The sequence below is a fragment of the Hyphomonas sp. genome, assembly GCF_037969335.1.
In the GTDB taxonomy this organism is placed as follows: Bacteria; Pseudomonadota; Alphaproteobacteria; order Caulobacterales; family Hyphomonadaceae; genus Hyphomonas.
This window is the reverse complement of the sequence record NZ_JBBKXE010000068.1, coordinates 1-19,084: the sequence shown is the minus strand read 5'-3', so window position 1 is coordinate 19,084 and position 19,084 is coordinate 1. Positions and strand designations below refer to the sequence as shown.

Annotated in this window: 21 protein-coding genes; 7 read left to right on the top strand and 14 right to left on the bottom strand. The window is 62.9% G+C overall.

Annotation, left to right across the window (positions count from 1 at the left end; genetic code table 11):
- Window positions 1-72: 72 nt before the first annotated feature.
- The 9 genes from AADA04_RS05610 to ftsE form a co-directional block, all read right to left on the bottom strand.
- Complete coding sequence (locus AADA04_RS05610; protein ID WP_340692266.1) at window positions 73-633, bottom strand: DUF1993 domain-containing protein; 561 nt, start codon at window positions 631-633, stop codon at window positions 73-75.
- Between the two features lie 93 nt (window positions 634-726).
- The gene (locus AADA04_RS05605; RefSeq protein ID WP_340692265.1) at window positions 727-1,542 is read right to left on the bottom strand and encodes a UDP-2,3-diacylglucosamine diphosphatase; all 816 of its coding nucleotides are present in this window, start codon (window positions 1,540-1,542) and stop codon (window positions 727-729) included.
- A 184-nt stretch (window positions 1,543-1,726) separates the two neighbouring features.
- Window positions 1,727-2,290, bottom strand: a complete 564-nt coding sequence (locus tag AADA04_RS05600; protein WP_340692264.1) for an HNH endonuclease — start codon at window positions 2,288-2,290, stop codon at window positions 1,727-1,729.
- Window positions 2,291-2,430: 140 nt separating this feature from the next.
- On the bottom strand, window positions 2,431-3,072 hold the full coding sequence (locus tag AADA04_RS05595; RefSeq protein ID WP_340692263.1) for a DNA-3-methyladenine glycosylase 2 family protein: 642 nt from the start codon (window positions 3,070-3,072) through the stop codon (window positions 2,431-2,433).
- Entirely contained in the window at window positions 3,069-4,115 is a 1,047-nt protein-coding gene (locus AADA04_RS05590) for a DUF2125 domain-containing protein (RefSeq protein WP_340692262.1), read from the bottom strand. The genes AADA04_RS05595 and AADA04_RS05590 overlap by 4 nt, the downstream gene beginning before the upstream one ends.
- Window positions 4,112-4,873: a lysophospholipid acyltransferase family protein gene (locus AADA04_RS05585; protein ID WP_340692261.1), complete on the bottom strand. Its 762-nt coding sequence runs from the start codon at window positions 4,871-4,873 to the stop codon at window positions 4,112-4,114. Before AADA04_RS05585 ends, AADA04_RS05590 begins: the two co-directional genes overlap by 4 nt.
- 20 nt (window positions 4,874-4,893) lie before the next feature.
- Window positions 4,894-5,484: a YdcF family protein gene (locus tag AADA04_RS05580; RefSeq protein WP_340692260.1), complete on the bottom strand. Its 591-nt coding sequence runs from the start codon at window positions 5,482-5,484 to the stop codon at window positions 4,894-4,896.
- On the bottom strand, window positions 5,481-6,350 hold the full coding sequence (locus AADA04_RS05575) for a cell division protein FtsX (protein WP_340692259.1): 870 nt from the start codon (window positions 6,348-6,350) through the stop codon (window positions 5,481-5,483). The genes AADA04_RS05580 and AADA04_RS05575 overlap by 4 nt, the downstream gene beginning before the upstream one ends.
- A 1-nt stretch (window position 6,351) precedes the next feature.
- On the bottom strand, window positions 6,352-7,101 hold the full coding sequence (gene ftsE, locus AADA04_RS05570; protein ID WP_340692258.1) for a cell division ATP-binding protein FtsE: 750 nt from the start codon (window positions 7,099-7,101) through the stop codon (window positions 6,352-6,354).
- A 63-nt stretch (window positions 7,102-7,164) separates the two neighbouring features.
- Here ftsE and AADA04_RS05565 point away from each other — a divergent pair, with 63 nt between their 5' ends.
- Entirely contained in the window at window positions 7,165-7,896 is a 732-nt protein-coding gene (locus tag AADA04_RS05565; RefSeq protein ID WP_340692257.1) for a DUF3426 domain-containing protein, read from the top strand.
- Window positions 7,893-8,423 (top strand): phosphoribosyltransferase family protein, encoded by a 531-nt coding sequence (locus tag AADA04_RS05560; RefSeq protein WP_340692256.1) that lies wholly within the window; start codon window positions 7,893-7,895, stop codon window positions 8,421-8,423. Before AADA04_RS05565 ends, AADA04_RS05560 begins: the two co-directional genes overlap by 4 nt.
- Here AADA04_RS05560 and AADA04_RS05555 read toward each other — a convergent pair.
- The 4 genes from AADA04_RS05555 to AADA04_RS05540 are packed head-to-tail and all read right to left on the bottom strand — an operon-like array spanning window position 8,420 to window position 10,741.
- Window positions 8,420-8,812, bottom strand: coding sequence for an MAPEG family protein (locus AADA04_RS05555; protein ID WP_340692255.1), 393 nt, complete (start codon window positions 8,810-8,812; stop codon window positions 8,420-8,422). The genes AADA04_RS05560 and AADA04_RS05555 overlap by 4 nt on opposite strands.
- 59 nt (window positions 8,813-8,871) lie before the next feature.
- On the bottom strand, window positions 8,872-9,345 hold the full coding sequence (locus AADA04_RS05550) for a VOC family protein (protein ID WP_340692254.1): 474 nt from the start codon (window positions 9,343-9,345) through the stop codon (window positions 8,872-8,874).
- Window positions 9,342-9,800 carry a hypothetical protein gene (locus tag AADA04_RS05545; protein ID WP_340692253.1) on the bottom strand — a complete coding sequence of 153 codons (459 nt, stop codon included), beginning with the start codon at window positions 9,798-9,800 and terminating at the stop codon, window positions 9,342-9,344. The genes AADA04_RS05550 and AADA04_RS05545 overlap by 4 nt, the downstream gene beginning before the upstream one ends.
- 56 nt (window positions 9,801-9,856) lie before the next feature.
- A complete protein-coding gene (locus AADA04_RS05540; RefSeq protein WP_340692252.1) occupies window positions 9,857-10,741 on the bottom strand; it encodes a bifunctional helix-turn-helix domain-containing protein/methylated-DNA--[protein]-cysteine S-methyltransferase in 885 nt (294 codons plus the stop codon).
- Window positions 10,742-10,889: 148 nt separating this feature from the next.
- Between AADA04_RS05540 and AADA04_RS05535 the strand changes: the two genes are divergently transcribed.
- The 3 genes from AADA04_RS05535 to AADA04_RS05525 all read left to right on the top strand — a co-directional run bounded on the left by AADA04_RS05535 (window position 10,890) and on the right by AADA04_RS05525 (window position 14,250).
- Window positions 10,890-12,200 carry an O-acetylhomoserine aminocarboxypropyltransferase gene (locus AADA04_RS05535; protein WP_340692251.1) on the top strand — a complete coding sequence of 437 codons (1,311 nt, stop codon included), beginning with the start codon at window positions 10,890-10,892 and terminating at the stop codon, window positions 12,198-12,200.
- 78 nt (window positions 12,201-12,278) lie between these two features.
- A complete protein-coding gene (locus AADA04_RS05530; protein WP_340692250.1) occupies window positions 12,279-13,226 on the top strand; it encodes a glutathione S-transferase in 948 nt (315 codons plus the stop codon).
- A gap of 67 nt (window positions 13,227-13,293) precedes the next feature.
- Window positions 13,294-14,250, top strand: a complete 957-nt coding sequence (locus AADA04_RS05525; RefSeq protein ID WP_340692249.1) for a cyclase family protein — start codon at window positions 13,294-13,296, stop codon at window positions 14,248-14,250.
- An 84-nt stretch (window positions 14,251-14,334) separates the two neighbouring features.
- On the opposite strand, the gene AADA04_RS05520 is transcribed toward AADA04_RS05525, so the two are convergent.
- Entirely contained in the window at window positions 14,335-16,833 is a 2,499-nt protein-coding gene (locus AADA04_RS05520) for a TonB-dependent receptor (RefSeq protein ID WP_340692248.1), read from the bottom strand.
- A 191-nt stretch (window positions 16,834-17,024) separates the two neighbouring features.
- Between AADA04_RS05520 and AADA04_RS05515 the strand changes: the two genes are divergently transcribed.
- Window positions 17,025-17,837, top strand: a complete 813-nt coding sequence (locus AADA04_RS05515; RefSeq protein ID WP_340692247.1) for an SDR family oxidoreductase — start codon at window positions 17,025-17,027, stop codon at window positions 17,835-17,837.
- Between the two features lie 94 nt (window positions 17,838-17,931).
- A partial coding sequence (locus AADA04_RS05510) for an acyl-CoA dehydrogenase family protein (protein ID WP_340692246.1) occupies window positions 17,932-19,084 on the top strand: 1,153 nt, incomplete at its 3' end.

Genomic DNA, 19,084 nt, shown 5'->3' with positions numbered 1-19,084 from the left:
AGGGCGGCGCACCCGACATAGACTCCTCCCCCGGCAAGGGGGAGGCTGGGTGGGGGTCATTGGCGTTTTGCCTTAGCCCGCCGGGGCGGTTCCCGGGCGGAGGAAGGCGAACATGTGCTGGACATAGTCGGCCTTGCCGAGTTCGACGCCCTGATTGCGCAGGATCGCGTAAGCCGTCATCAGGTGGAAGTAGAATTGCGACAGCGCCCAGTCGCGGGCATAGCCGTCTCCGTCCAGATCGAAGGCGATGCCCATGGGCAGCTCCAGTGCGAGGGGGCGCCCAGCGCCTGAGTCCAGCGCATCGGGCGCGAGCGTATCCAGAAAGGCGAGCGCCCCGTTGATGCGGGCCAGCGCCTCGGCCATCGTCCCGGGCCGGTCGCCGCCATTGCGGCCTTCGTCGAGCAGCGCCTCAAGCGTGGGGGGCAAGGGTTCATGGCGCAGGCGGTAGGCGCCTTCGTAGGCCTGGACACAGGCGAAGCGGATCTGGGTCGACAGCGGGAACATGTCGGGAGCGAGGCGCGCGGCCATCAGCGCGTCGGCGTCATCCACCTGCGCCTCTGCCTTGCGTAACCAGACGCCAAGCGCCTGAAGCATCTGCCGGTAGGTGGGTATCAACAGCTCGGTGAGCGTCATGGGAATCCTCTTGAACACAGCGGCTTCTGGATGGGTTGTCTCATTGCGTTATGCCCGGCGGGCCTGCGCGGATCAACGCCAAAGGCGACGGGGTCAGGCCAGCTCCAACTCACCCACGGGCGCGGCTTTCACCACCGGCTCCGCCGTGCGCACCGTGTCCGGGCGGCAGTCGAGGAGTTCCCAGGTGCCGTCATGGTGTTCGACGAGGGCGGTGCAGCTTTCGACCCAGTCGCCGTCATTCATGTATTTGATGCCGTCAATATCGCGCATCTCGGCGACATGGATGTGGCCGCAGATGGCACCGTGGAAATCCTTGCGGTGGCAATAGGCGGCGACATGGTCTTCGAAATTGTGGATATAGTTGAGGGCGCGCTTGGTGCGCTTTTTCAACGCTGCCGACAGCGACCAGTAAGGCAGGCCGAACAGGCGGCGCACGCTGTTCAGGTTCGTATTGATCCAGAGCAGGCCATTATAGGCGTGGTCGCCAAGGTGCATGATCCATTTGCGGTCGGCCCGCATCATGCCGTCGAACATGTCGCCATGCACGACGAGGTAGCGCTTGCCGTCCGCCCCCAGATGGACCGCACGGTTGCGCACATGGATGTCGCCGAAGCTGACACGGAAATGCATGAAGGCGCGCAGGAACTCGTCATGATTGCCGATAATATAGGTGACGTCGGTGCCGCGCTTGGCAGCCGTCAGGATACGGCGGATGACGTTTGTGTGGGCCTGCGGCCAGTACCATTTCTTCTTGAGGCGCCAGCCATCGATGATGTCGCCGACAAGGTAGAGCTGTTCGCTCGTATTGGCCTTGAGGAAGGTGCACAGGGATTCGGCCTGGCTGCCGCGCGAGCCCAGGTGGACATCGGAGATGAAGATCGCGCGATATTTCGGCCGGGCATGGGTCATCAGGTTCGCCCCATACGCGGATTTGAAAAGGCTTTTGTGACGGATTGCCTGCAGATTTGTGACAGGCGCAGTGGGCCCTGATGCTCATCCTGAGCGAAGTCGAAGGATGACGCTGTCGCCGTTGAGTCCGCGTCGCACGCGCCCGTCCTTCGACTTCGCTCAGGATGAGCGCTTCGGGCCGGGCCTAGGTCTCCAGTTCGACGTCCCAGTAGAGATAGTCCATCCACGTATCGTGGAGGTGGTGGGGCGGGAATTTGCGGCCGATGGCCTGCAGCTGGTAATTGTTCGGGCGGAACGGCTTGTGCTGCAATTGCACGTCTGAATCGCGCAGCAGCTTGCCGCCCTTGCGGAGGTTGCACGGACTGCAGGCGGCGACGATGTTTTCCCACGTCGTGCGCCCGCCCTTCGAGCGCGGGATGACATGATCGAAGGTGAGGTTCTCGTGCGTGCCGCAATAGACGCACTGGAAACCGTCACGCAGGAAGACGTTGAAGCGGGTGAAGGCCGGCGGGCGGTCCTGCCGCACAAAGTCGCGCAGGGCGATGACGGAGGGCAGGCGGAATTCCGTGCTCGGGGAACGGACGACATAATCGTATTCTGCAACGATATCGACCCGGTCAAGGAAGACGGCTTTCACCACTTCCTGCCACGGCCACAAAGACAAGGGATAATAGGAGAGCGGCCTGAAATCAGCGTTCAGAACAAGGGCAGGCCGTCCATTGGGCGGCGCAGTAATGATCTCAGCCATGGTGACCCCCATGCAGCACGAGAAGACTGGTAACCTGTTTGAACCCGCTGAAGGCAGCACTCCTTTGCTCGCTCGCCCGTCTGATAGGCGATTCTGATCATGAGATTATGACAGTCAGGCCCGATTGCAACTCTTGAGGCTCACGTGGCGGCTGGTGCGGCGTCGCCCCGGTGCATGTGCAGCCAGGCCCAGAGCAGGTGGGCGGCGACGCCCCGATTGGGCCGCCAGCCCTCTGCATGCTGCGTGAACGCCTTGATATCCATACGGGTTTCATGGGCGGCAAGCAGCCTGTGGGCCTCCATCAGGCCGACATCGCCGACCGGGAAGGCGTCCATCGCGCCGGTTGCGTACAGCAGGAACAATTCTGCCGTCCACGGGCCGATTCCCTTTACTGCGACGAGTTCCCGGCGCGCGTCGTCCAGCGGCGCCGTGCAGACGCGCGGCAGGCTGAGTGTGCCGGTGACGAGCGATTCCGCGATGGATGTGAGGTGGCCGACCTTGGGGCGCGACTGGCCGCAGGCGCGCAGGCCATCCGGATCGGCGGCGAGCACGGCTTCGGGCGTGACCTCGCCCAGCAGCGCCTCGGTGCGGGCCCAGATGGCGCCGGCCGCGCCGAGGGAAATCTGCTGGTGGGTGATCATGCGGGCGAGCATGGCATAGGTCGGCTCGCCCGCGCGCCAGACCGGCAGGCCGGTGACATCATAGGCAATGGCTAGGGCCGGATCGGCGCGGGAAAGCGTCTCGCAGGCGGCTTTCAGCCGGGCCTGCGACGGTTCTGTCACAGGGCCGGACCGGGAAGCTGGCCGACCACGACGGTGCCGACCATGACCTGGTTGTCTTTCAGCGTGAACATCAGGAAGCTGCCATTCGCCGAGGCGGTTTCAAGCGTCGCCACGGTCGCCTGTTCCTGCAGGGTCCAGTTGCCTGTGGCCTTGAGAGCGTCCTTCAGGCCTTCGGGATCGTCGATGCGCACACCGAACGATCCGTTGGCGAGACCGTTTTCGATGGTGATCGTGCCCTTGGCGCCAAATTTGAGGGGGCCCCAGTTGAGCAGCGCCTGCCCGAGTTCCACGCCGCCGCCCATTTCGACGAGCGAGTCATAGAGGCGTTCCGGGTTGCCGCCGCTGCGGACCCAGGCCGGATAGAAATTGTGCACTTCCGCAATCAGGCGACTGTCCTGCAGGTCGGTGCCAAGCCAGGGCGCGGCGACCGGGGAGGCATCAAGCGTCAGCGCCTCCCATTGCAGAGCCACGAGCAGGTCGTCGGCGGCTTCCGGACGCGGGGCGAGATTCAGCGAGAAGCCTTTCGCCGTGTAGATATGGCCGTCGATCAGGGCCGATGCGTCATTGAGTTCGATCGCGGCGCGGTGCACGCCCGCATCGGTCCAGGACAGGCTGCCGGCGGATTTTCGGTCAAGATCGAACGTGTGGCGGATGCCGAGCCGGTCGGTCAGCACGCTGTGGCCGGGCGCGCGGGCGATAATGTGGTGCCAGTTCCATGGCTGCATCACGATTTGGAGGCGTTCGCCCTCCCAGCTGGCCATGTTGGGCGGCTGGTAATGCGGCGCGGTGACGTCGAGCTCGAAGCGGAACGGATAGCCGCCGATCTCGCGCGACTCATATTCGACGACGGCACCAGCGGCGCGCTGCTCGGCGACCCATTTGTCGACGCCCAGACCGATCTCGGCGCGGGCATAGATCCAGTAGGCCGAATAGGCGCCGATCAGGGCGACCAGAAGCAGGAACGGGAAGAACAGCCAGAAGCGGGAGCGCCGGCGCTCGGCCAGCGGCTTTACCAGGCCCGAATCTTTCCAGTAATTGCTCATACTCTGTGCGGTCCCTGTACAGGTTTGGTCCGGCCCTGAACGGCGAGACCCTCCGTGAGAAGGGCATCAACCGCTGTTTCCATCTCGGCTTCAAGGCGTTTCATCATCAATTTGCGGTCTAGGCCCGCCGGAATGGCTGGCAGGATTTCATAGACGATACGGCCCGGACGGCGCAGCGTTCCGTGGGCGGGCCAGCACAGGCCCGCATTGGTCGCGACCGGGACGATGGGCACGTCCAGCGCCTTGTAGAGCGCGACGACGCCGGCGGCATGATATTCGGGCGCATCGCCCGGCGTCTTGCGCGTGCCTTCCGGAAAGATGACGATCTGCCGGCCGATGGCCGCGCGATCCTTTGCCGCCGAGACCATCCGGCGGAGGGTCCTGGTCGTGCCGGCCCGGTCGATCGGGATCATGTCGCTTTTCAGCGCGTACCAGCCGAGGAACGGATACCAGAGCAGCTCGCGCTTCATGACGATGGCAGGATCCGGTGTCACGATGAAGGGCACGAAAATATCGAACATGCACTGGTGCTTGCCGACATAGAGGAAGGGGCCGTCGGGCAGGTGTTCGAGGCCGCGGATTTCGGTCTCCATGCCTGCAATCACCCGCATGCCCCAGCGCAGCGCCCCGGCATAGGTCTTGATTCCCCACATGATGAACCGGCGCGGCAGGACCAGCCCGATCACGAAGACCGAGCCCATCAGGGCCATCGTGCCATAAAGGTAGGCAACAAACAGGAGGGAGCGAAGCTGCATCATGGGCCAGCACGTTTAGCCGCTCAACCGAGGGCCGTCACCCGCCACTTTGCCCATTCTGTCAGTACGCCACGAAACGATTTGGAATCACTCAGTACCGCCGAGGGATCGACCACTGTCCGGACCGGATAGGGCTGGAGCGTGATATCGGGCATGGCACGCTGCAACAGCAGCAGGCTGCGCGGCATATGATAGTCGGATGTGACGATGATCAGGTGCGTATAGCCGCGTTCATAGGCCCAGGCAGCGGTCTCTTCGGCGTTGCCGATCGTGGTTTCGGCGCGGTAGCCGATATCGACGCAGCAGGCATAGGTTTCCGGCGACCCGCCCGCGAGGGTGATCAGGTCATCCATATCCACGTCCGGATTGACGCCGGAAATCAGCAGGCGCTGCCCGCGCCCGGCCGACATGAGCTCGATACCGGCCGCAATACGCCGCCCGGAACCGCCGGTCAGCGCCACGATCGCATCCGCCTGACGCGCCGTTGCCGGGACCGATTCGGATGCGCGCCGCGCAAACATCAGGAAATCGAACGCCACAAAGGCGAGCAGGACGAGCACCATCGCCGGGAAAAAGCCGAAACCGCGACGCGAGAGGGAACGATCCGGCTTCACATCATGCCTTTCAGCGCCCGGATCACCGTCATCCGGGCTGCGAAACGCGCCGCGAAGCCTGCGATCACAGGTGTGACGACAAGGATGACGAGATCAAGGAAGTCGAGGCTGAGTTCAGGCAAGAGGCCGGCGCGGGACCCATGGACCTGTACGGTGAAGATCATCAGCGCAGACGCACCGAGCGCCATGAGGGCGCCAACCGCACCGGCCCGCAGGCCGAGAACCCAGAAACGCCGCTCGAACAGGCCGGCAATGAACCGGTCCCGTGCCCCGGCAAGGTGGAGGACGTCAACAATGTCGCGCCGCGCCAGAAGCGCCGCATGGGTGGCAAAAGCGATCACCGCGACAGCCGTCGATGCCAGCAGGGCCACCGCAATCAGCGCCGTCAGGCGCGCCACCCCGAGGACACGGCGCACATCGCCGGCCCAGTCAGCATGTTCGTCCACGGCGCTGGCAATTCCGGCCTCCGCAAGATTGCGGGCAATTGTCGGCCCCATGTCGGGCACGGCCGGGTCGGCCTCGACCGCGACCAGCTGTGGCAATGGCAGGCTTTCCGGCAGGCCACGGCTGCCGAAGTTCGGTTCGAGCAGGGCATCGATTTCGTCCTTGGACAAGACACGGGCCGTGCGGACGCCTTGTGTTTGCTCGATGATCTTGCGCGCCTCATCGGCGCCACGCCGGTCGACATCCGGCAGGCTGACCGTCAGTTCACCCTGCACTTCGGCTGTCCAGCTCTTGGCGGCGCCATAGGTCGACTTCGCCGACAGCGCAGCGAGTGCGGCCAGGAAGCAGAGCGCGCCGACGACGAAGAACAGGGCCGCTTCGCGCACATCCTCGACCGGAAGAAGGGGTGTTTCCTTGGCCATCCTAACCCTCCAGACCCGGATCAGTGCGCCGCCGCGCCGCTTCGCCGCCAAATTCGACATCCTGTACCAGCAGCCGGTTGCTGAGCCGGTAAACCGGCGCTTCGACCTGTCGGACAAGGCCAAGATCGTGCGTGGCGATGATCACGGTCGTTCCGCGCCGCTTGTTGAGTTCGAGGAAGAGGCGCATCAGCCGCGTGCCCATTTCCGGATCGACGTTGCCGGTTGGCTCGTCCGCAATGAGAATGTCAGGCTGCGTCACGACGGCGCGGGCGATGGCGACGCGTTGCTGCTCACCGCCGGAAAGCGTCGGCGGCTTGGCATGAAGGCGCTGGCCGAGGCCAACCCAGGTGAGCAATTCCTCGACATCGGCGCGGTAGTCGGACTCGCGGCGGCCCAGCACCCGCAGCGGCAGCGCCACATTCTCGTAGGCCGACAGGTGTTCGAGCAGGCGAAATTCCTGAAACACGACGCCGACGCGGCGGCGCAGGGACGATAGCTGGTCACGCGTCAGATTGCTGGTGGAGCGGCCGAAAAGGCTGACTTCGCCCCGGCTTGGCTTCAGCGCCAGGTAGAGGAGTTTCAGCAGACTTGTCTTGCCAGCGCCGGACGCACCCGTCAGGAAGCTGAACGAGCCGGGTTTCAGGACAAGATCAATATCGCTAAGTATGTCCTCTGAGGTATCATAGCGGAGCGATACCGAATCGAGGCGAACGGCGACGTCGTCAAAGAGGTCGTGTCGTGGATAGGTCATGGGCTCCTGCCTGGCAGCTCAGGCTATTGATTTAATGGGGCGAATTGCGGGAAAGACCAAGTCATGATCCTCACCTGTCCCTCATGTGAGACCCAGTATTTCGCCGATGACTCAACAATCGGTGAAAGCGGGCGAACTGTGAAGTGCGCAACCTGCGGACATAGCTGGTTCGTGCGGCCCGAAGGCGTCGCCGGACATGAGCACGCCGCGGCACCTGCAGCCCATGAAATCTACCGCGAGCGCGTGCGCGAACAGCGCCGCCGCAAGAGCCGGTTTGCCGCGCTGGTCTCGTGGATCGTGACCGCAGCGGTCTTCTTCACGCTGGGCCTCGCCGCGATCATCTTCCGCAATGATGTTGTGAAATTCTGGCCGGAATCGGCCACGGCCTACAAACGGGCCGGTTTTTCCGTCAACCGGTTCGGCCTTGAGTTCGAGAATATCGAGCGCAGCCGTACCTTCAATGACACGATCCCCGTCGTTACCGTGTCGGGCAAGGCCGTGAACGTCGCCCGCAGCACCGTCGAGACGCCCGCCGTGCGCGTCAGCCTGATGGACGAGCGCGGCCAGCAGGTCGCCCAGAAATTCGGCACCATCACGCCCGGCGAACTCGACGCTGGCGACACCGGGACGTTCAGGATCGTGCTCGAGCAGGCACCGATGGAGAGTTTCGAGATCGAACTGTCCTTTGTCGACCGCGACGATGTTCCGCCAGAGCCGCAACCCGAAACCGAGACTGTAACCGACGAGCCGGCGCCGGACACGGCCGATTCCGAGACTGAAAGCCCGATTGAATGACAGACATGCCGAAGATCGAAGTCCTCGTCACCGAGGACGAGCTGATGGCACGCATCGACGAACTGGCCGACGCACTTGCGCCGCGCCTGCCGGGCGACTGGACGGCGGTGTCGATCCTGATCGGCGCGACACCATTCACCTCCGACCTGATGAAGGCGTTGGCCCGGCGCGGCGTGCACCCGATCCTTGATGTGATCTGGCTGGAAAGCTACCGCGATGCACGCGAGAGTTCCGGCCGCGTCGTTGTGCGGGCCGATCTTGGCCGGTCAGTCGAGGGACGCGGCGTCCTATTGCTGGACGATGTCTACGATACCGGACGAACACTTGCCTTCGCCAAGACCCACCTGTTGTCCAAGGGCGCACGCGAAGTGGTCACCTGCGCGCTGACGCAGAAGCCCTGGGCACCCCGAGGCAAAGACGGCGTCGATTTCTGCGCCTTCGATTCCCCGGGCCGCTACCTTGTCGGCTATGGCATGGACGATGCGGGCAAGTATCGCGGCCTGCCCTATATCGGCGCGCTGGACTAGGTCAGCGCGAACCAGACACAGGCACCTGCGGTGACCAGCTTCACAATCAGCGTGACCAATGTGCCGACCATCCGGCCGAAACTGGAACCGGACGTGCCGCCAAGACCGATTGCATGAAGGATGCGGGCGACGAAGAAGCTGCCGCCAAGCGCGTGGATCAGCACAACCGGCGCTGCCAGAGCCGCAAGCCCCGCAATGCCGATCAGGACAATCGGAACATCCTCAACGGCATTTCCCTGAACCCGGATCGCGCGTTGCATGGCCTCGTTGGCGCCATCGCCAAACATGACTTTTTCCTTCGCGCGCACGCGACCGACGTTCATCTTCAACGTCAGCATCAGGAAGCCGAACAGGCCGAAATATAGTGTCGCAGCAGCAAATGCTGACATGGATAGTCCTCCCAGTTTTGAAGAGACTTATCGTAGTTCAGCCAATCTGCACGGGTTTTCTACCAGGCACCGATATTCTCGGCGCTGGCCCACGGTTCCCTGGGGGACTTGCGCTCACCCTTTTGCAAAAGCTCGACCGAAATGCCGTCCGGTGACCGAACAAAGGCCATGTGGCCGTCGCGGGGCGGGCGGTTGATCGTCACGCCTTGCGCGGCAAGGCGCTCTACCGCCGCATAGATATCGTCGACCATATAGGCGAGATGACCGAAATTACGTCCGCCATCATAGTCTTCCGGATCCCAGTTATGCGTCAGCTCGACCATCGGGATATTCAGCTGGGTCGGATTGGCGTTCTCCGGAACGCCGCCGAGGCGCTTCACGTCTGCAGGAGACGCCAGGAAGACCAGCGTGAACCGGCCCTTTTCATTGTCTACACGCCGGACCTGCTCCAGCCCGAGCCCGTCGCAATAGAATTTCAGCGCCGCGTCGATATCGGCGACACGCACCATTGTGTGAAGGTATTCGATGCTCATGAGAGGCCTCCATTGAGGTCGCGCACGACCTGTTTCAGGTTGGGCGGCATCAGGGCGTAATACCGCCGCATCGCCACGGCGAGCAGCAGGATCATGAAGCCCATGATTGCCAGAAAGACGGAAAACGTGTGGATCATGGTGCCTGTGTCAAACACGGGCGATGACCCGGAGGCGCGCCAGAGCGCCAGCCAGACCATGTTGAAGGCGGCAACAAATGGCGCAACCAGGATCGAAACGATCGTGGCGCAGGCGAAGAAATATGTCGCAGCCCGCGGACCTTCGCTGCGCAAATAGAGATCGGTGAATTCGGCCTCGCTCACATCAGCGGGAATTTCACCCGTTGCCTTGCGTGCAGCGAGCACTTCAGGGGCAAAGTCGCGCGTCGTCTTCCATCGCCATGCGAGGTGTGCGCCCCAGGCGAGAAGGGCCACAAAGAGCAGGATCATCGGCAACATGGAAAAACGGGCAGGTCCGGATTTGCGGCGAGGTGCCGTCTGCCCAGTTTGCCGGTTCAGGCGGCATGGGCGCGTTCATAGGTCAGCATGGCACGCTTTCGCGCCACACCCCAATGATAGTTATGGAGCCGGCCGTCCGCCGCAAGGGCCCTGTGGCAGGGAATGAACCAGCTGATCGGGTTCGCCCCGACCGCCGCACCGACCGCGCGGGCCGCTTTGGGATGGCCGGACACGGTCGCCAATTGGCCATAGGTCTGCGTTGTGCCCGCCGGAATCTCGAGCAAGGCGCGCCAGACCTGCCGCCGGAACGGGGTACCATAGAGCGCCACGGGCATCGGTTCACCCGACTCGAAGACGCGACGGGCAAAGCGGACCGCTTCCGCATCGTCGCGCCGGATATCGGCACCGGGATAGCGCGCGGCAAGATCGGCAAAGGCCTGTGCTTCACCGACGCCCTGATGTTCAAACCCTGTGCGTTGCGGCGCGCCTTCGTCGATAAACCCAAGCGCCACAAGCCCGCGCGGTCCGATCAGCCATGCACCCAGCCCGAATGGGGTCGGCGCCTTGCCGAGGATCAATCCGGCCCCTGCCCCGCCCGTTTTAGCTTCGCCGGGGGTGAGGCCTTCATGGGCGATGAACAGGTCATGCAGGCGGCCCGGGCCGGACAGGCCGGTCTCGAGCGCAGCATCGAGCACGCTCGCGCCGTCGCGCAACAGGTCGCCAGCGGCGCCATGCGCCAGCGCGGCCTGGAATTGTTTCGGGCTGACGCCAGCCCAGCGCGTGAATTCGCGCTGGAAATGGCTGGGCGAGAGGTTCATCGCTGCCGCCACGCTGGCGAGATCCGGCCAGTCGCGCCAGGTGTCGCCGAGATGATCAAGGGCGCGGGCCATGCGGTCATAGGCCAGGGCGCGTTCGTCGAGGGGGGCAAGTGTCAGTGTCATGAGAGGCAGTTTGCCTGCTGGGGCAAACCCGTTCCACCCGTTTCTTGCGGCCAGCGCAGCTGAACAGATCTTTTAGTTGCAAGGCCTGTGCAGGCTGGCGTCTGGCGCTACAAGAGGTCCGGACAAGTTTGAAAAAAGGGAGACACGAATGACTCAGGGATTTTCCACGCGCGCCATCCACGCAGGCAGCGCCCCGGATCCGGTAACCGGGTCGCGCGCCCAGCCGATCCACCAGACAACCAGTTTCGTGTTCCGCGACGCCGAGCATGCGGCCAACCTTTTCGCGCTAAAGGAATTCGGCAACATCTATACGCGCCTCGGCAACCCGACCACCGGCGCGCTGGAGGCCCGTATCGCCGATCTTGAAGGCGGCACGATGGGCGTTGCCACAGCGTCCGGTCACGCGGCGCAATTGCTGGCCTTCCACGTCCTGATGGAGCCCGGCGCGAATATCGTTGCCGCGCGCCAGCTTTACGGCGGCTCGATCAACCAGTTGTCCCACGCGTTCAAGAAGTTCGGCTGGGAGGTCAAATTTGTCGATATTGACGATGTGGCGGGCTTTGAAGCGGCCGTCGATGACAAGACCCGCGTGATCTTCACCGAGAGCCTCGCCAATCCGGGCGGCCTTGTCACGGACATGGACGCGATTGGGAAGATCGCCAGCAAGCATGGCATTCCCTTCATGGTCGACAATACAATGGCGTCGCCCTACCTCTGCCGGCCGCTGGAACATGGCGCGAATATCATCGTCGAGAGCCTGACCAAGTTCATCGGCGGCCACGGCAATTCGATTGGCGGCATGATCATAGACGGCGGCAATTTCGACTGGCTGGCCCACAAGGCCAAGTTCCCGACCATGGCCAGCCCGCAATCCTACTACAATGACATGGTGTTCGGCGAAGCCTTCGCCGCGCTGCCGCTCGGCCCGGATGGGTCGAACGTGAACATCGCCTTCGCCATCGCCGCGCGGGCTTTCTCGCTGCGTGACCTCGGCGCGGCGATCTCGCCCATGAACGCGTTCCTGATCATGACGGGGTGCGAAACCCTGCCGCTGCGCATGGAGCGCCACTGCGCCAATGCCCTGAAGGTCGCGAAGCACCTGAGCGCACACAAAAAGGTCAGCTGGGTCCGCTATGCAGGGCTTGAAGGCGATGCGCATTTCGACCGGGCGAAAAAATACCTGCCCAAGGGGGCAGGCGCCGTGTTCACGTTTGGCCTGAAGGGCGGACATGAGGCGGGGGTCAAGCTGGTTGAGGGGGTGAAACTGTTCAGCCACCTGGCCAATATCGGCGACACGCGCTCGCTGATCATCCACCCGGCCTCGACCACGCACAGCCAGTTGACGGACGCGCAGAAAACCGCTGCCGGAGCCGCGCCCGACACGGTACGCCTGTCGGTCGGAATCGAGGATGCTGCCGACATCATTGCTGATCTCGACCAGGCGCTGGCCGCGCTCTGATCGCCTGAAAATTCCCTTCCCTGTTTGCCGGAACGCCTGCAAAGTAGTCGTTTGGCCAACAGGGGAGGGCCCACACCCATGGCAGACGCCCGCAGCATAATCCTGCACGAATATCCGACGTCTCCGTTCGCAGAGAAGGTGCGCCTGGCGCTCAAGCTGAAGAACCTCGCCTATTCGCGCGTGGAAATTCCGGTGATCATGCCCCGGCCCGACCTGATGCCGATGACGGGCGGCTATCGCCGCACGCCGGTGATGCAGATCGGCGCGGACATCTATTGCGACACGGCGATCATCCTGCGTGAGCTGGAATCCCGGTTCCCGAATCCGTCATTGCGCCCGCCCGGCCATGAGGGCCTCGCCCAGATGGTCGCCGGTTGGACCGATGCGCGCTGGTTCCAGTCGTCGGTCGCTGTCATCTTCGGCGAACGCGCCGACAGCGTACCCGAGGATTTCAAGAAGGACCGCGAGGCCCTCTCGGGCCGGCCCTTCGACACCGAAGCCATGAAAAAAGTAGCGCCGATGATGCGCGACCAGTGGCGCGCCCGGCTGATGCTGCTGGAAGAGCGGCTACAGGCCGGCAAGGGCGCTGGCGCCGGGATCTACCTGATTGGTGCGAAACCGGGCTTCGTTGACGTCCATGCCTACATGAATGTCTGGTTCGTGATGAACACGGTGCCGGACTTTGCCAATGCGTGCCTCGAGTCCGCACCATTGACGCGCGCCTGGTATGACCGGCTGACAGAGACCGAAGGCCAGGCGCCCGAAACCATTACGTCGGCCGAAGCGCTGGCGATCGGGAAAACGGCCGCGCCGCGCCTCGTGGCGGCAACGACGCTCAATGAACCGCAGGGATTCTCCCCCGGTGACGATGTGACGGTTGCGCCGGATGATTATGGCCAGGTCTGGGTCGAGGGCGAACTCGTGCACGCCGATGCGCAACGCCTGATCCTGCAGCGCACATCGCCGGAGGCGGAAACAATCCATGTCCACTTCCCGCGCGCCGGATTCCTCGTGCGCCGGGCCTGACAAGACTTGCGCATGCGCCTCCCGGATATAGGCTGGCCGAAAACCAGTCGTGGGAGGACGGAAGAAAATGAAGCGTTTGATGATTGCGGGCCTGTTTGTGCTGGGCGCATGCCAGTCGACACAGGCCGAAGAACTGGCAGCCGACGGCGCGGCGAGCGAGAGCTGGTACCCGTCGAAATACGGCGCCGATGACCGGCTGGGCGCGCTCAACAATCTGAGCGCAGAAAAGACCGCAGCGGCGGCGAAACTGGTCACGACCGGCAAGACCTATGCGCTCGGCATGGTGACGGGCCGCGATACACCCGCCTATGGCCCGCGCGAATATGACGTAACGGTGCTGCAGCTGTCGGACGGGTCCGGCACGCCGCTCGGCGAGAACATGGCGACCGGCAATGACGATATTGTCGATGTCTGGGTGGGCATTGGCAGCCAGATCGACGGGCTGGGCCATATGGGCATCAACCACGAATATTATAATGGCGTCCCCGTGGCCGACTTTGTCACAACATCCGGCTTGACCCAGTTCGGCACCCACCTCCTGCCGCCGATTGCGACACGCGGCGTGCTGCTCGACATGACCAAGGCGTTTGGCGATCCGGTCGCGCCGGGAACGGCGTTCAACACCGACGAGATCGAGGCAGCGGCGAAACGTGCCGGCGTATCCATAGAGGCCGGTGACGTCGTGCTCTTCTACACCGGCACGATGAAATCACAGGCCGGGTCTTCCGAACTCAGCCCCGCCGAACCGGGTATTGGCGTGGACGGCATCCAATACCTCGCAGACCTTGGCGTTGTCGCCATCGGATCGGACACCTGGGCGGTTGAAGTCATCCCGTTCGAGAACGAGGCGCGCCCGTTTGACGGGCACCTGACAATGCTGGCCAAGAACGGCGTCTACATCTTGGAAAACATGGTGACGGACGAACTCGCCGCCGATGGCGTGACGGAGTTCTTCTTCACGCTGGGCGCGCCCCGCCTTGAAGGCACGGTGCAGGCCATCATCAATCCGGTGGGCATTCGTTAGGCTCTCTACCCGCATTCCACCCAACGAAAAACGCCGCCCTCTTTCGGGGGCGGCGTTTGTTTGTAGGCTGGAAGTCGTGAGTGACTAGAACTTCACGCTGGCCTTGCCGTACACGAAGCGGCCGGAGCTGCCGTACGGGATGTAGCCGGAGAATGGCGTGTTGCCAGTGCCGTTCTGAGTGATCGGCGCTGGATCGCCATACTCGTCGAACACGTTGTCCGCACCAATCGACAGGGTAATGCGCTCGTTCCAGGTGTAACGGCCCTCGATATCGAGGAGCGTGTTTGGATCGATCGTGTAGTCATTGGCAGGGTTCGAGCTTGGCACGAGCACTTCACCGTAGCGGATGGCACGAAGGGTTGCGCCGAAGGGACCACGTTCCCAGCCGAGCGAGGCCGTGAACTTGTCTTTCGGCGTACCTTCTTCAAATGTCAGCACATTGACGCGGTCAAACAGGACCGGGTTCGACGGCAGGGCCGTCAGCTGAGGAATGGCCGGCACTGCGGTCACATCCGTCTTGTTGAAGTTGGCACCGAAGGTCGCATCAAACTTGCCCATGTCCGTTTCCGGGAAGGCATAGTTTGCCACGATGTCGACACCTGTCGTTTCGGTATCCACACCGTTGAGGAAGAAGCGACCACCGCCCGAACCCAGGAAGCCCTGGCCTTCAAGGTAGTCACGCACGTCCTGCGATGTCAGGTTTTCCGAAAGCACGATCCGGTCGTTCACATCGATGCGATAGGCGTCGACCGTGACATTGAGCGGACCATTCCTGAAGACAGCACCGATCGAGTAGTTGACCGAATTCTCGGCATCAAGCTCCTTGGCACCCAGGGCGATAGCCGCCGGGTCTGTGACCGGGAACGTGGTGATGTCGAACGGCACACCGTTGATGAAGTTCGTCGACGTGGTCGCATAGTATTGCTGCTGCAGGGACGGCGCACGGAAGCCGTTCTGGAGCGAGCCGCGCAGGGCGAAATTGTCGTTGAAGTCATAACGGGCGGCCAGCTTGCCTGTGACCGTTTCGCCGAAATCCGAATAGGATTCGACACGCACAGCACCCGACACGAGCAGCGCATCGGTGACATTGGCTTCGAGGTCGAGATACGCACCAACTGCGCTACGGTCCTCGTCAACTTCGTTGGCCGGACGGAAACCCGGGAAGACCTGCGCACCCGAAGATGTCGGGCTGCCGTTCAGGAGAACGCCGCCATTACGGTAGCTGTCCGGCTCGCCGGCATTGATCTCGTACATTTCCTGACGGGCTTCGAGGCCCCAGGCGACGTTGAGATCGGAGGCAAGACCGTCAACCGCAAAGCCTTTGACGGCCGAAAGGTTGGCAACGACCTGGCTGTACTTGAAGCCACCGGCATCGAACGATGTCTTGGAGGCCGGGCCGATCGAACGGTTAAGCGTGTTCTCGATGGTGAACTGCATTTCGTTCGAACCGTAGACAACGGACGCATCCATGTCCCATCCGCCCATATCGAACCGGGCGCCGCCTGCCAGCGATGCATCAGTTGTCTCAGGCGAGATCAGCGGCAGGAAGCCGTTCGGGTAGATTTCGACGACGTTCCGGGCATCCAGGGCGCGGCGGTAGAAGCCGGCCGATGTCGTGTCGCGATCCTGATAGCTGGCCCAGCCATACAGCTCGACGCCATTTTCAAGATTGTAGCCTGCATTACCGAACAGCGTGATCTGTTCGAGTTCAGGCTCGCCAGTCCATGCGTTGTAGCGGTTGATCACTGCCTCGCGTGGATCGGCGCCGCCGCCCACAAGATCAGGATAGTTCGAACGCACATCAAAGCCGGAACGTTCCGAATGTTGCTGGTCCTTGTACTCTGCCGACACGGTCAGGTGACCGTCCTGTCCAAGCTGGAAGCCTTTCCAGCCCGCAACGGTGACGACGTGTCCGTCAGACCGTTCGCGGGAAATTTCGCCGCTGGCCGGGACAGTCACACCGGCAGGTGGCGTGCCAACGGGCACCGTGTATTCCGTTTCGCGCCAGCCATAGCTGACTTCTGCTGCGCCACCCTCGGAGGCTTCGCGCAGGTTGACGTTGATGACGCCGGCGATGGCATCCGAGCCATACTGGGCCGATGCACCATCACGCAGGACTTCGATGCCAGAGACGGCGAAGGTGGGGATCGTGTTCAGGTCGACGGCCGATGTGCCACGACCGATTGATCCGTTCACGTTGACGAGCGATGCCATGTGGCGGCGCTTGCCGTTGACGAGAACCAGTGTCTGGTCAGGGCCAAGACCGCGCAGCGAGGCGGGGCGGACCGAGTCCGTGCCGTCATTGAGGGCCGGGCGCGGGAAGTTGAATGATGGGAGCTGGACCGACAGGGCCTGGTTCAGTTCGCCGATGCCGATCTTCTCGAGCGTGGCCGAAGAAACGACGTCAACGGCAACAGCCGTATCGAGAGCCGACCGGTTGGCAACGCGCGTACCAAGAGTAACGACGGTCTCGAGCGTACGGTCAGTTTCGGGGGCGGCCTCTTCCTGGGCGAAGGCAGGCGTGGTGATGGATGCGATGGCCACAGCAGCTGTGGCGGCTCGCAGGACAGTTTTGAACTGCACGGTGAGTATCCTCCTTTGGATGACGATGGGCGCCCGACGCTGGGTGTCCAACTTTGAATGACCTCCTTTGGCCATTCAAAATCAAAACAAAGAGTGGACACTGGTGGAAAAATCACAAGTGGGTGACACTTTTTGTCCCGCTCATGTGATAATTATGACACTGCAGTACAGGTAATGCGAAAGGCCACATCATGAATAGACGACTTTGCCTCATCACGGGCGCATCAGCCGGCATCGGCGCGGAGTTCGCCCGTCAGTATGCGGCGCTTGGCTGGGACCTTGCGCTGACCGCGCGCCGCCTCGACCGACTGGAGGCGCTGGCCGCCGAGCTTGAGGCCGCGCATGGCATAAAGGTCATTCCGATCGTCCAGGATCTTGCCCGCGCCAATTCTGTCGACAAGATCCTTGCCGCGCTTGCCGACCAGGACCGACATGTCGATACCCTCGTGAACAATGCCGGGTACGGGCTGCCGGGAACGTTCTTCAATACCGACTGGAAAGAGCAGGCCGCCTTCATCCGTGTCCTCTATTCCGCTCCGATAGAACTCGCGCACAAGGTGCTGCCGGGCATGGCAGAGCGGCGCTATGGCCGCATCATCAATGTCGCCTCCCTCGCAGGCTATGCTGCAGGCAGCGCGGGCCACACGCTCTATGCCAGCGTCAAGGCCGGGCTGATCAAGTTTTCCGAAAGCCTGAATGCCGAATGCGCCGCCACTGGCCAGCCCGACATTCACTGCACCGCGCTGTGCCCCGGCTTCACCTGGAGCGAGTTCCACGACGTCAACGGCACGCGCGACGACACCGACAAGATGCCGAAATGGATGTGGATGCAGGCCGCGCCTGTCGTGAAGGCAGGCATTGATGCAGTCAACAAGGGCCAGCCGGTCGTGGTCCCCGGCGCCGTCAACAAGACGCTGGCCTCCCTGACCCGCATCCTCCCCGAGCCCCTCGGCCGCGCCATGGTCCGCGCCCAGTCACGGCGCTACCGCCGGATGGACGCCTGACGCCGCCTGCGTTGTTGCACCGCACAATCTTTCCATGACTCTTCGGGCCTGCGCACTATACTAAGGAAAACGACCAGAGATCGTGGAGGATATTATGGACGGCACTGCAGGCGAAACACTCGAGACATCCCCGGTCCTGACAGGGCTTGTCGCAACCATGGCCGACGCCGTTTCGGCGCTGGAAACCTATGTTGCGGCCGCCAATAGCGGCGCCGGTGCCAGGCTGAAGACCGCAGAAGGGCGCCCCGACCGCAAGGCGCTGGAACGCGAACAGCATATGGCGCACGGCCTGTCCTGGATCGCGACCTATCTCGAAGCCCTGCGCCAGACAGCCGAATGGGCCGCCCGTCTCGAAGCGGACGGCAAGTTTGGCGAAATCGAAGCGCTTCTCTCCCAGATCCTGTTCAGCGAATATTTTGCGCAACTCGTCGGCGGCGTGCCGATGAACCAGGGCGAGACGATCCGTCCGCACGAACTCGGCCTGCTGGCCGAGGTCGATGCGCTTTTTGCCCATCCTGCGGTCAATCGCCTGATCACCGAGGGCAAGACAACCGCCTCGATGGCGGCGGCCGCCCGCCTGTTGCCTGACGCGCTGTCGCGCAACACGGTGGAAGAGACCGGCCTCGACGAGACCATGAGCATGGTGCGCGAACAGTTCGCGAAATTCTCCAGCGACAAGATCAAGCCGCACGCCCATGGCTGGCACATGCGCAACGATTACATCCCGATGGATGTCGTCAGCGAGATGGCGGAGCTCGGCGTGTTCGGCCTGACCATTCCGGAAGAATTCGGCGGCTTCGGCATGGGCAAGATCGCCATGTGCGTCGTCTCCGAAGAATTGTCGCGCGGCTATATCGGCACCGGCTCGCTGGGCACGCGCAGCGAGATCGCAGCCGAACTGATCCTGATCGGCGGCACCGACGACCAGAAGCAGACATGGCTTCCGAAGATTGCCAGCGGCGAAATCCTGCCGACCGCCGTGTTCACCGAACCGAATACCGGGTCCGACCTCGGCAGTCTGCGCACCCGCGCGGTGAAAACCGAAGACGGCAGCGAATATGCCATCACCGGCAACAAGACCTGGATCACCCACCCGGTTCGCGCCGACGTGATGACCGTTCTCGCGCGCACCGATCCGGCCACGAACAATTTCTCCGGCCTGTCCATGTTCCTGGCCGAGAAGCCGCGCGGCGACGATTCCAACCCCTTCCCGGCTGACGGCATGACCGGCGGCGAGATCGAAGTCA

What these genes read in the sequence shown, in the direction of transcription:
- AADA04_RS05610 (WP_340692266.1), bottom strand. Translation starts at nt 633, where the DNA reads ATGACGCTCACCGAGCTGTTGATACCCACCTACCGGCAGATGCTTCAG.
- AADA04_RS05605 (WP_340692265.1), bottom strand. Translation starts at nt 1,542, where the DNA reads ATGACCCATGCCCGGCCGAAATATCGCGCGATCTTCATCTCCGATGTC.
- AADA04_RS05600 (WP_340692264.1), bottom strand. Translation starts at nt 2,290, where the DNA reads ATGGCTGAGATCATTACTGCGCCGCCCAATGGACGGCCTGCCCTTGTT.
- AADA04_RS05590 (WP_340692262.1), bottom strand. Translation starts at nt 4,115, where the DNA reads ATGAGCAATTACTGGAAAGATTCGGGCCTGGTAAAGCCGCTGGCCGAG.
- AADA04_RS05585 (WP_340692261.1), bottom strand. Translation starts at nt 4,873, where the DNA reads ATGATGCAGCTTCGCTCCCTCCTGTTTGTTGCCTACCTTTATGGCACG.
- AADA04_RS05575 (WP_340692259.1), bottom strand. Translation starts at nt 6,350, where the DNA reads ATGGCCAAGGAAACACCCCTTCTTCCGGTCGAGGATGTGCGCGAAGCG.
- ftsE (WP_340692258.1), bottom strand. Translation starts at nt 7,101, where the DNA reads ATGACCTATCCACGACACGACCTCTTTGACGACGTCGCCGTTCGCCTC.
- AADA04_RS05565 (WP_340692257.1), top strand. Translation starts at nt 7,165, where the DNA reads ATGATCCTCACCTGTCCCTCATGTGAGACCCAGTATTTCGCCGATGAC.
- AADA04_RS05560 (WP_340692256.1), top strand. Translation starts at nt 7,893, where the DNA reads ATGACAGACATGCCGAAGATCGAAGTCCTCGTCACCGAGGACGAGCTG.
- AADA04_RS05555 (WP_340692255.1), bottom strand. Translation starts at nt 8,812, where the DNA reads ATGTCAGCATTTGCTGCTGCGACACTATATTTCGGCCTGTTCGGCTTC.
- AADA04_RS05550 (WP_340692254.1), bottom strand. Translation starts at nt 9,345, where the DNA reads ATGAGCATCGAATACCTTCACACAATGGTGCGTGTCGCCGATATCGAC.
- AADA04_RS05545 (WP_340692253.1), bottom strand. Translation starts at nt 9,800, where the DNA reads ATGTTGCCGATGATCCTGCTCTTTGTGGCCCTTCTCGCCTGGGGCGCA.
- AADA04_RS05540 (WP_340692252.1), bottom strand. Translation starts at nt 10,741, where the DNA reads ATGACACTGACACTTGCCCCCCTCGACGAACGCGCCCTGGCCTATGAC.
- AADA04_RS05535 (WP_340692251.1), top strand. Translation starts at nt 10,890, where the DNA reads ATGACTCAGGGATTTTCCACGCGCGCCATCCACGCAGGCAGCGCCCCG.
- AADA04_RS05530 (WP_340692250.1), top strand. Translation starts at nt 12,279, where the DNA reads ATGGCAGACGCCCGCAGCATAATCCTGCACGAATATCCGACGTCTCCG.
- AADA04_RS05525 (WP_340692249.1), top strand. Translation starts at nt 13,294, where the DNA reads ATGAAGCGTTTGATGATTGCGGGCCTGTTTGTGCTGGGCGCATGCCAG.
- AADA04_RS05515 (WP_340692247.1), top strand. Translation starts at nt 17,025, where the DNA reads ATGAATAGACGACTTTGCCTCATCACGGGCGCATCAGCCGGCATCGGC.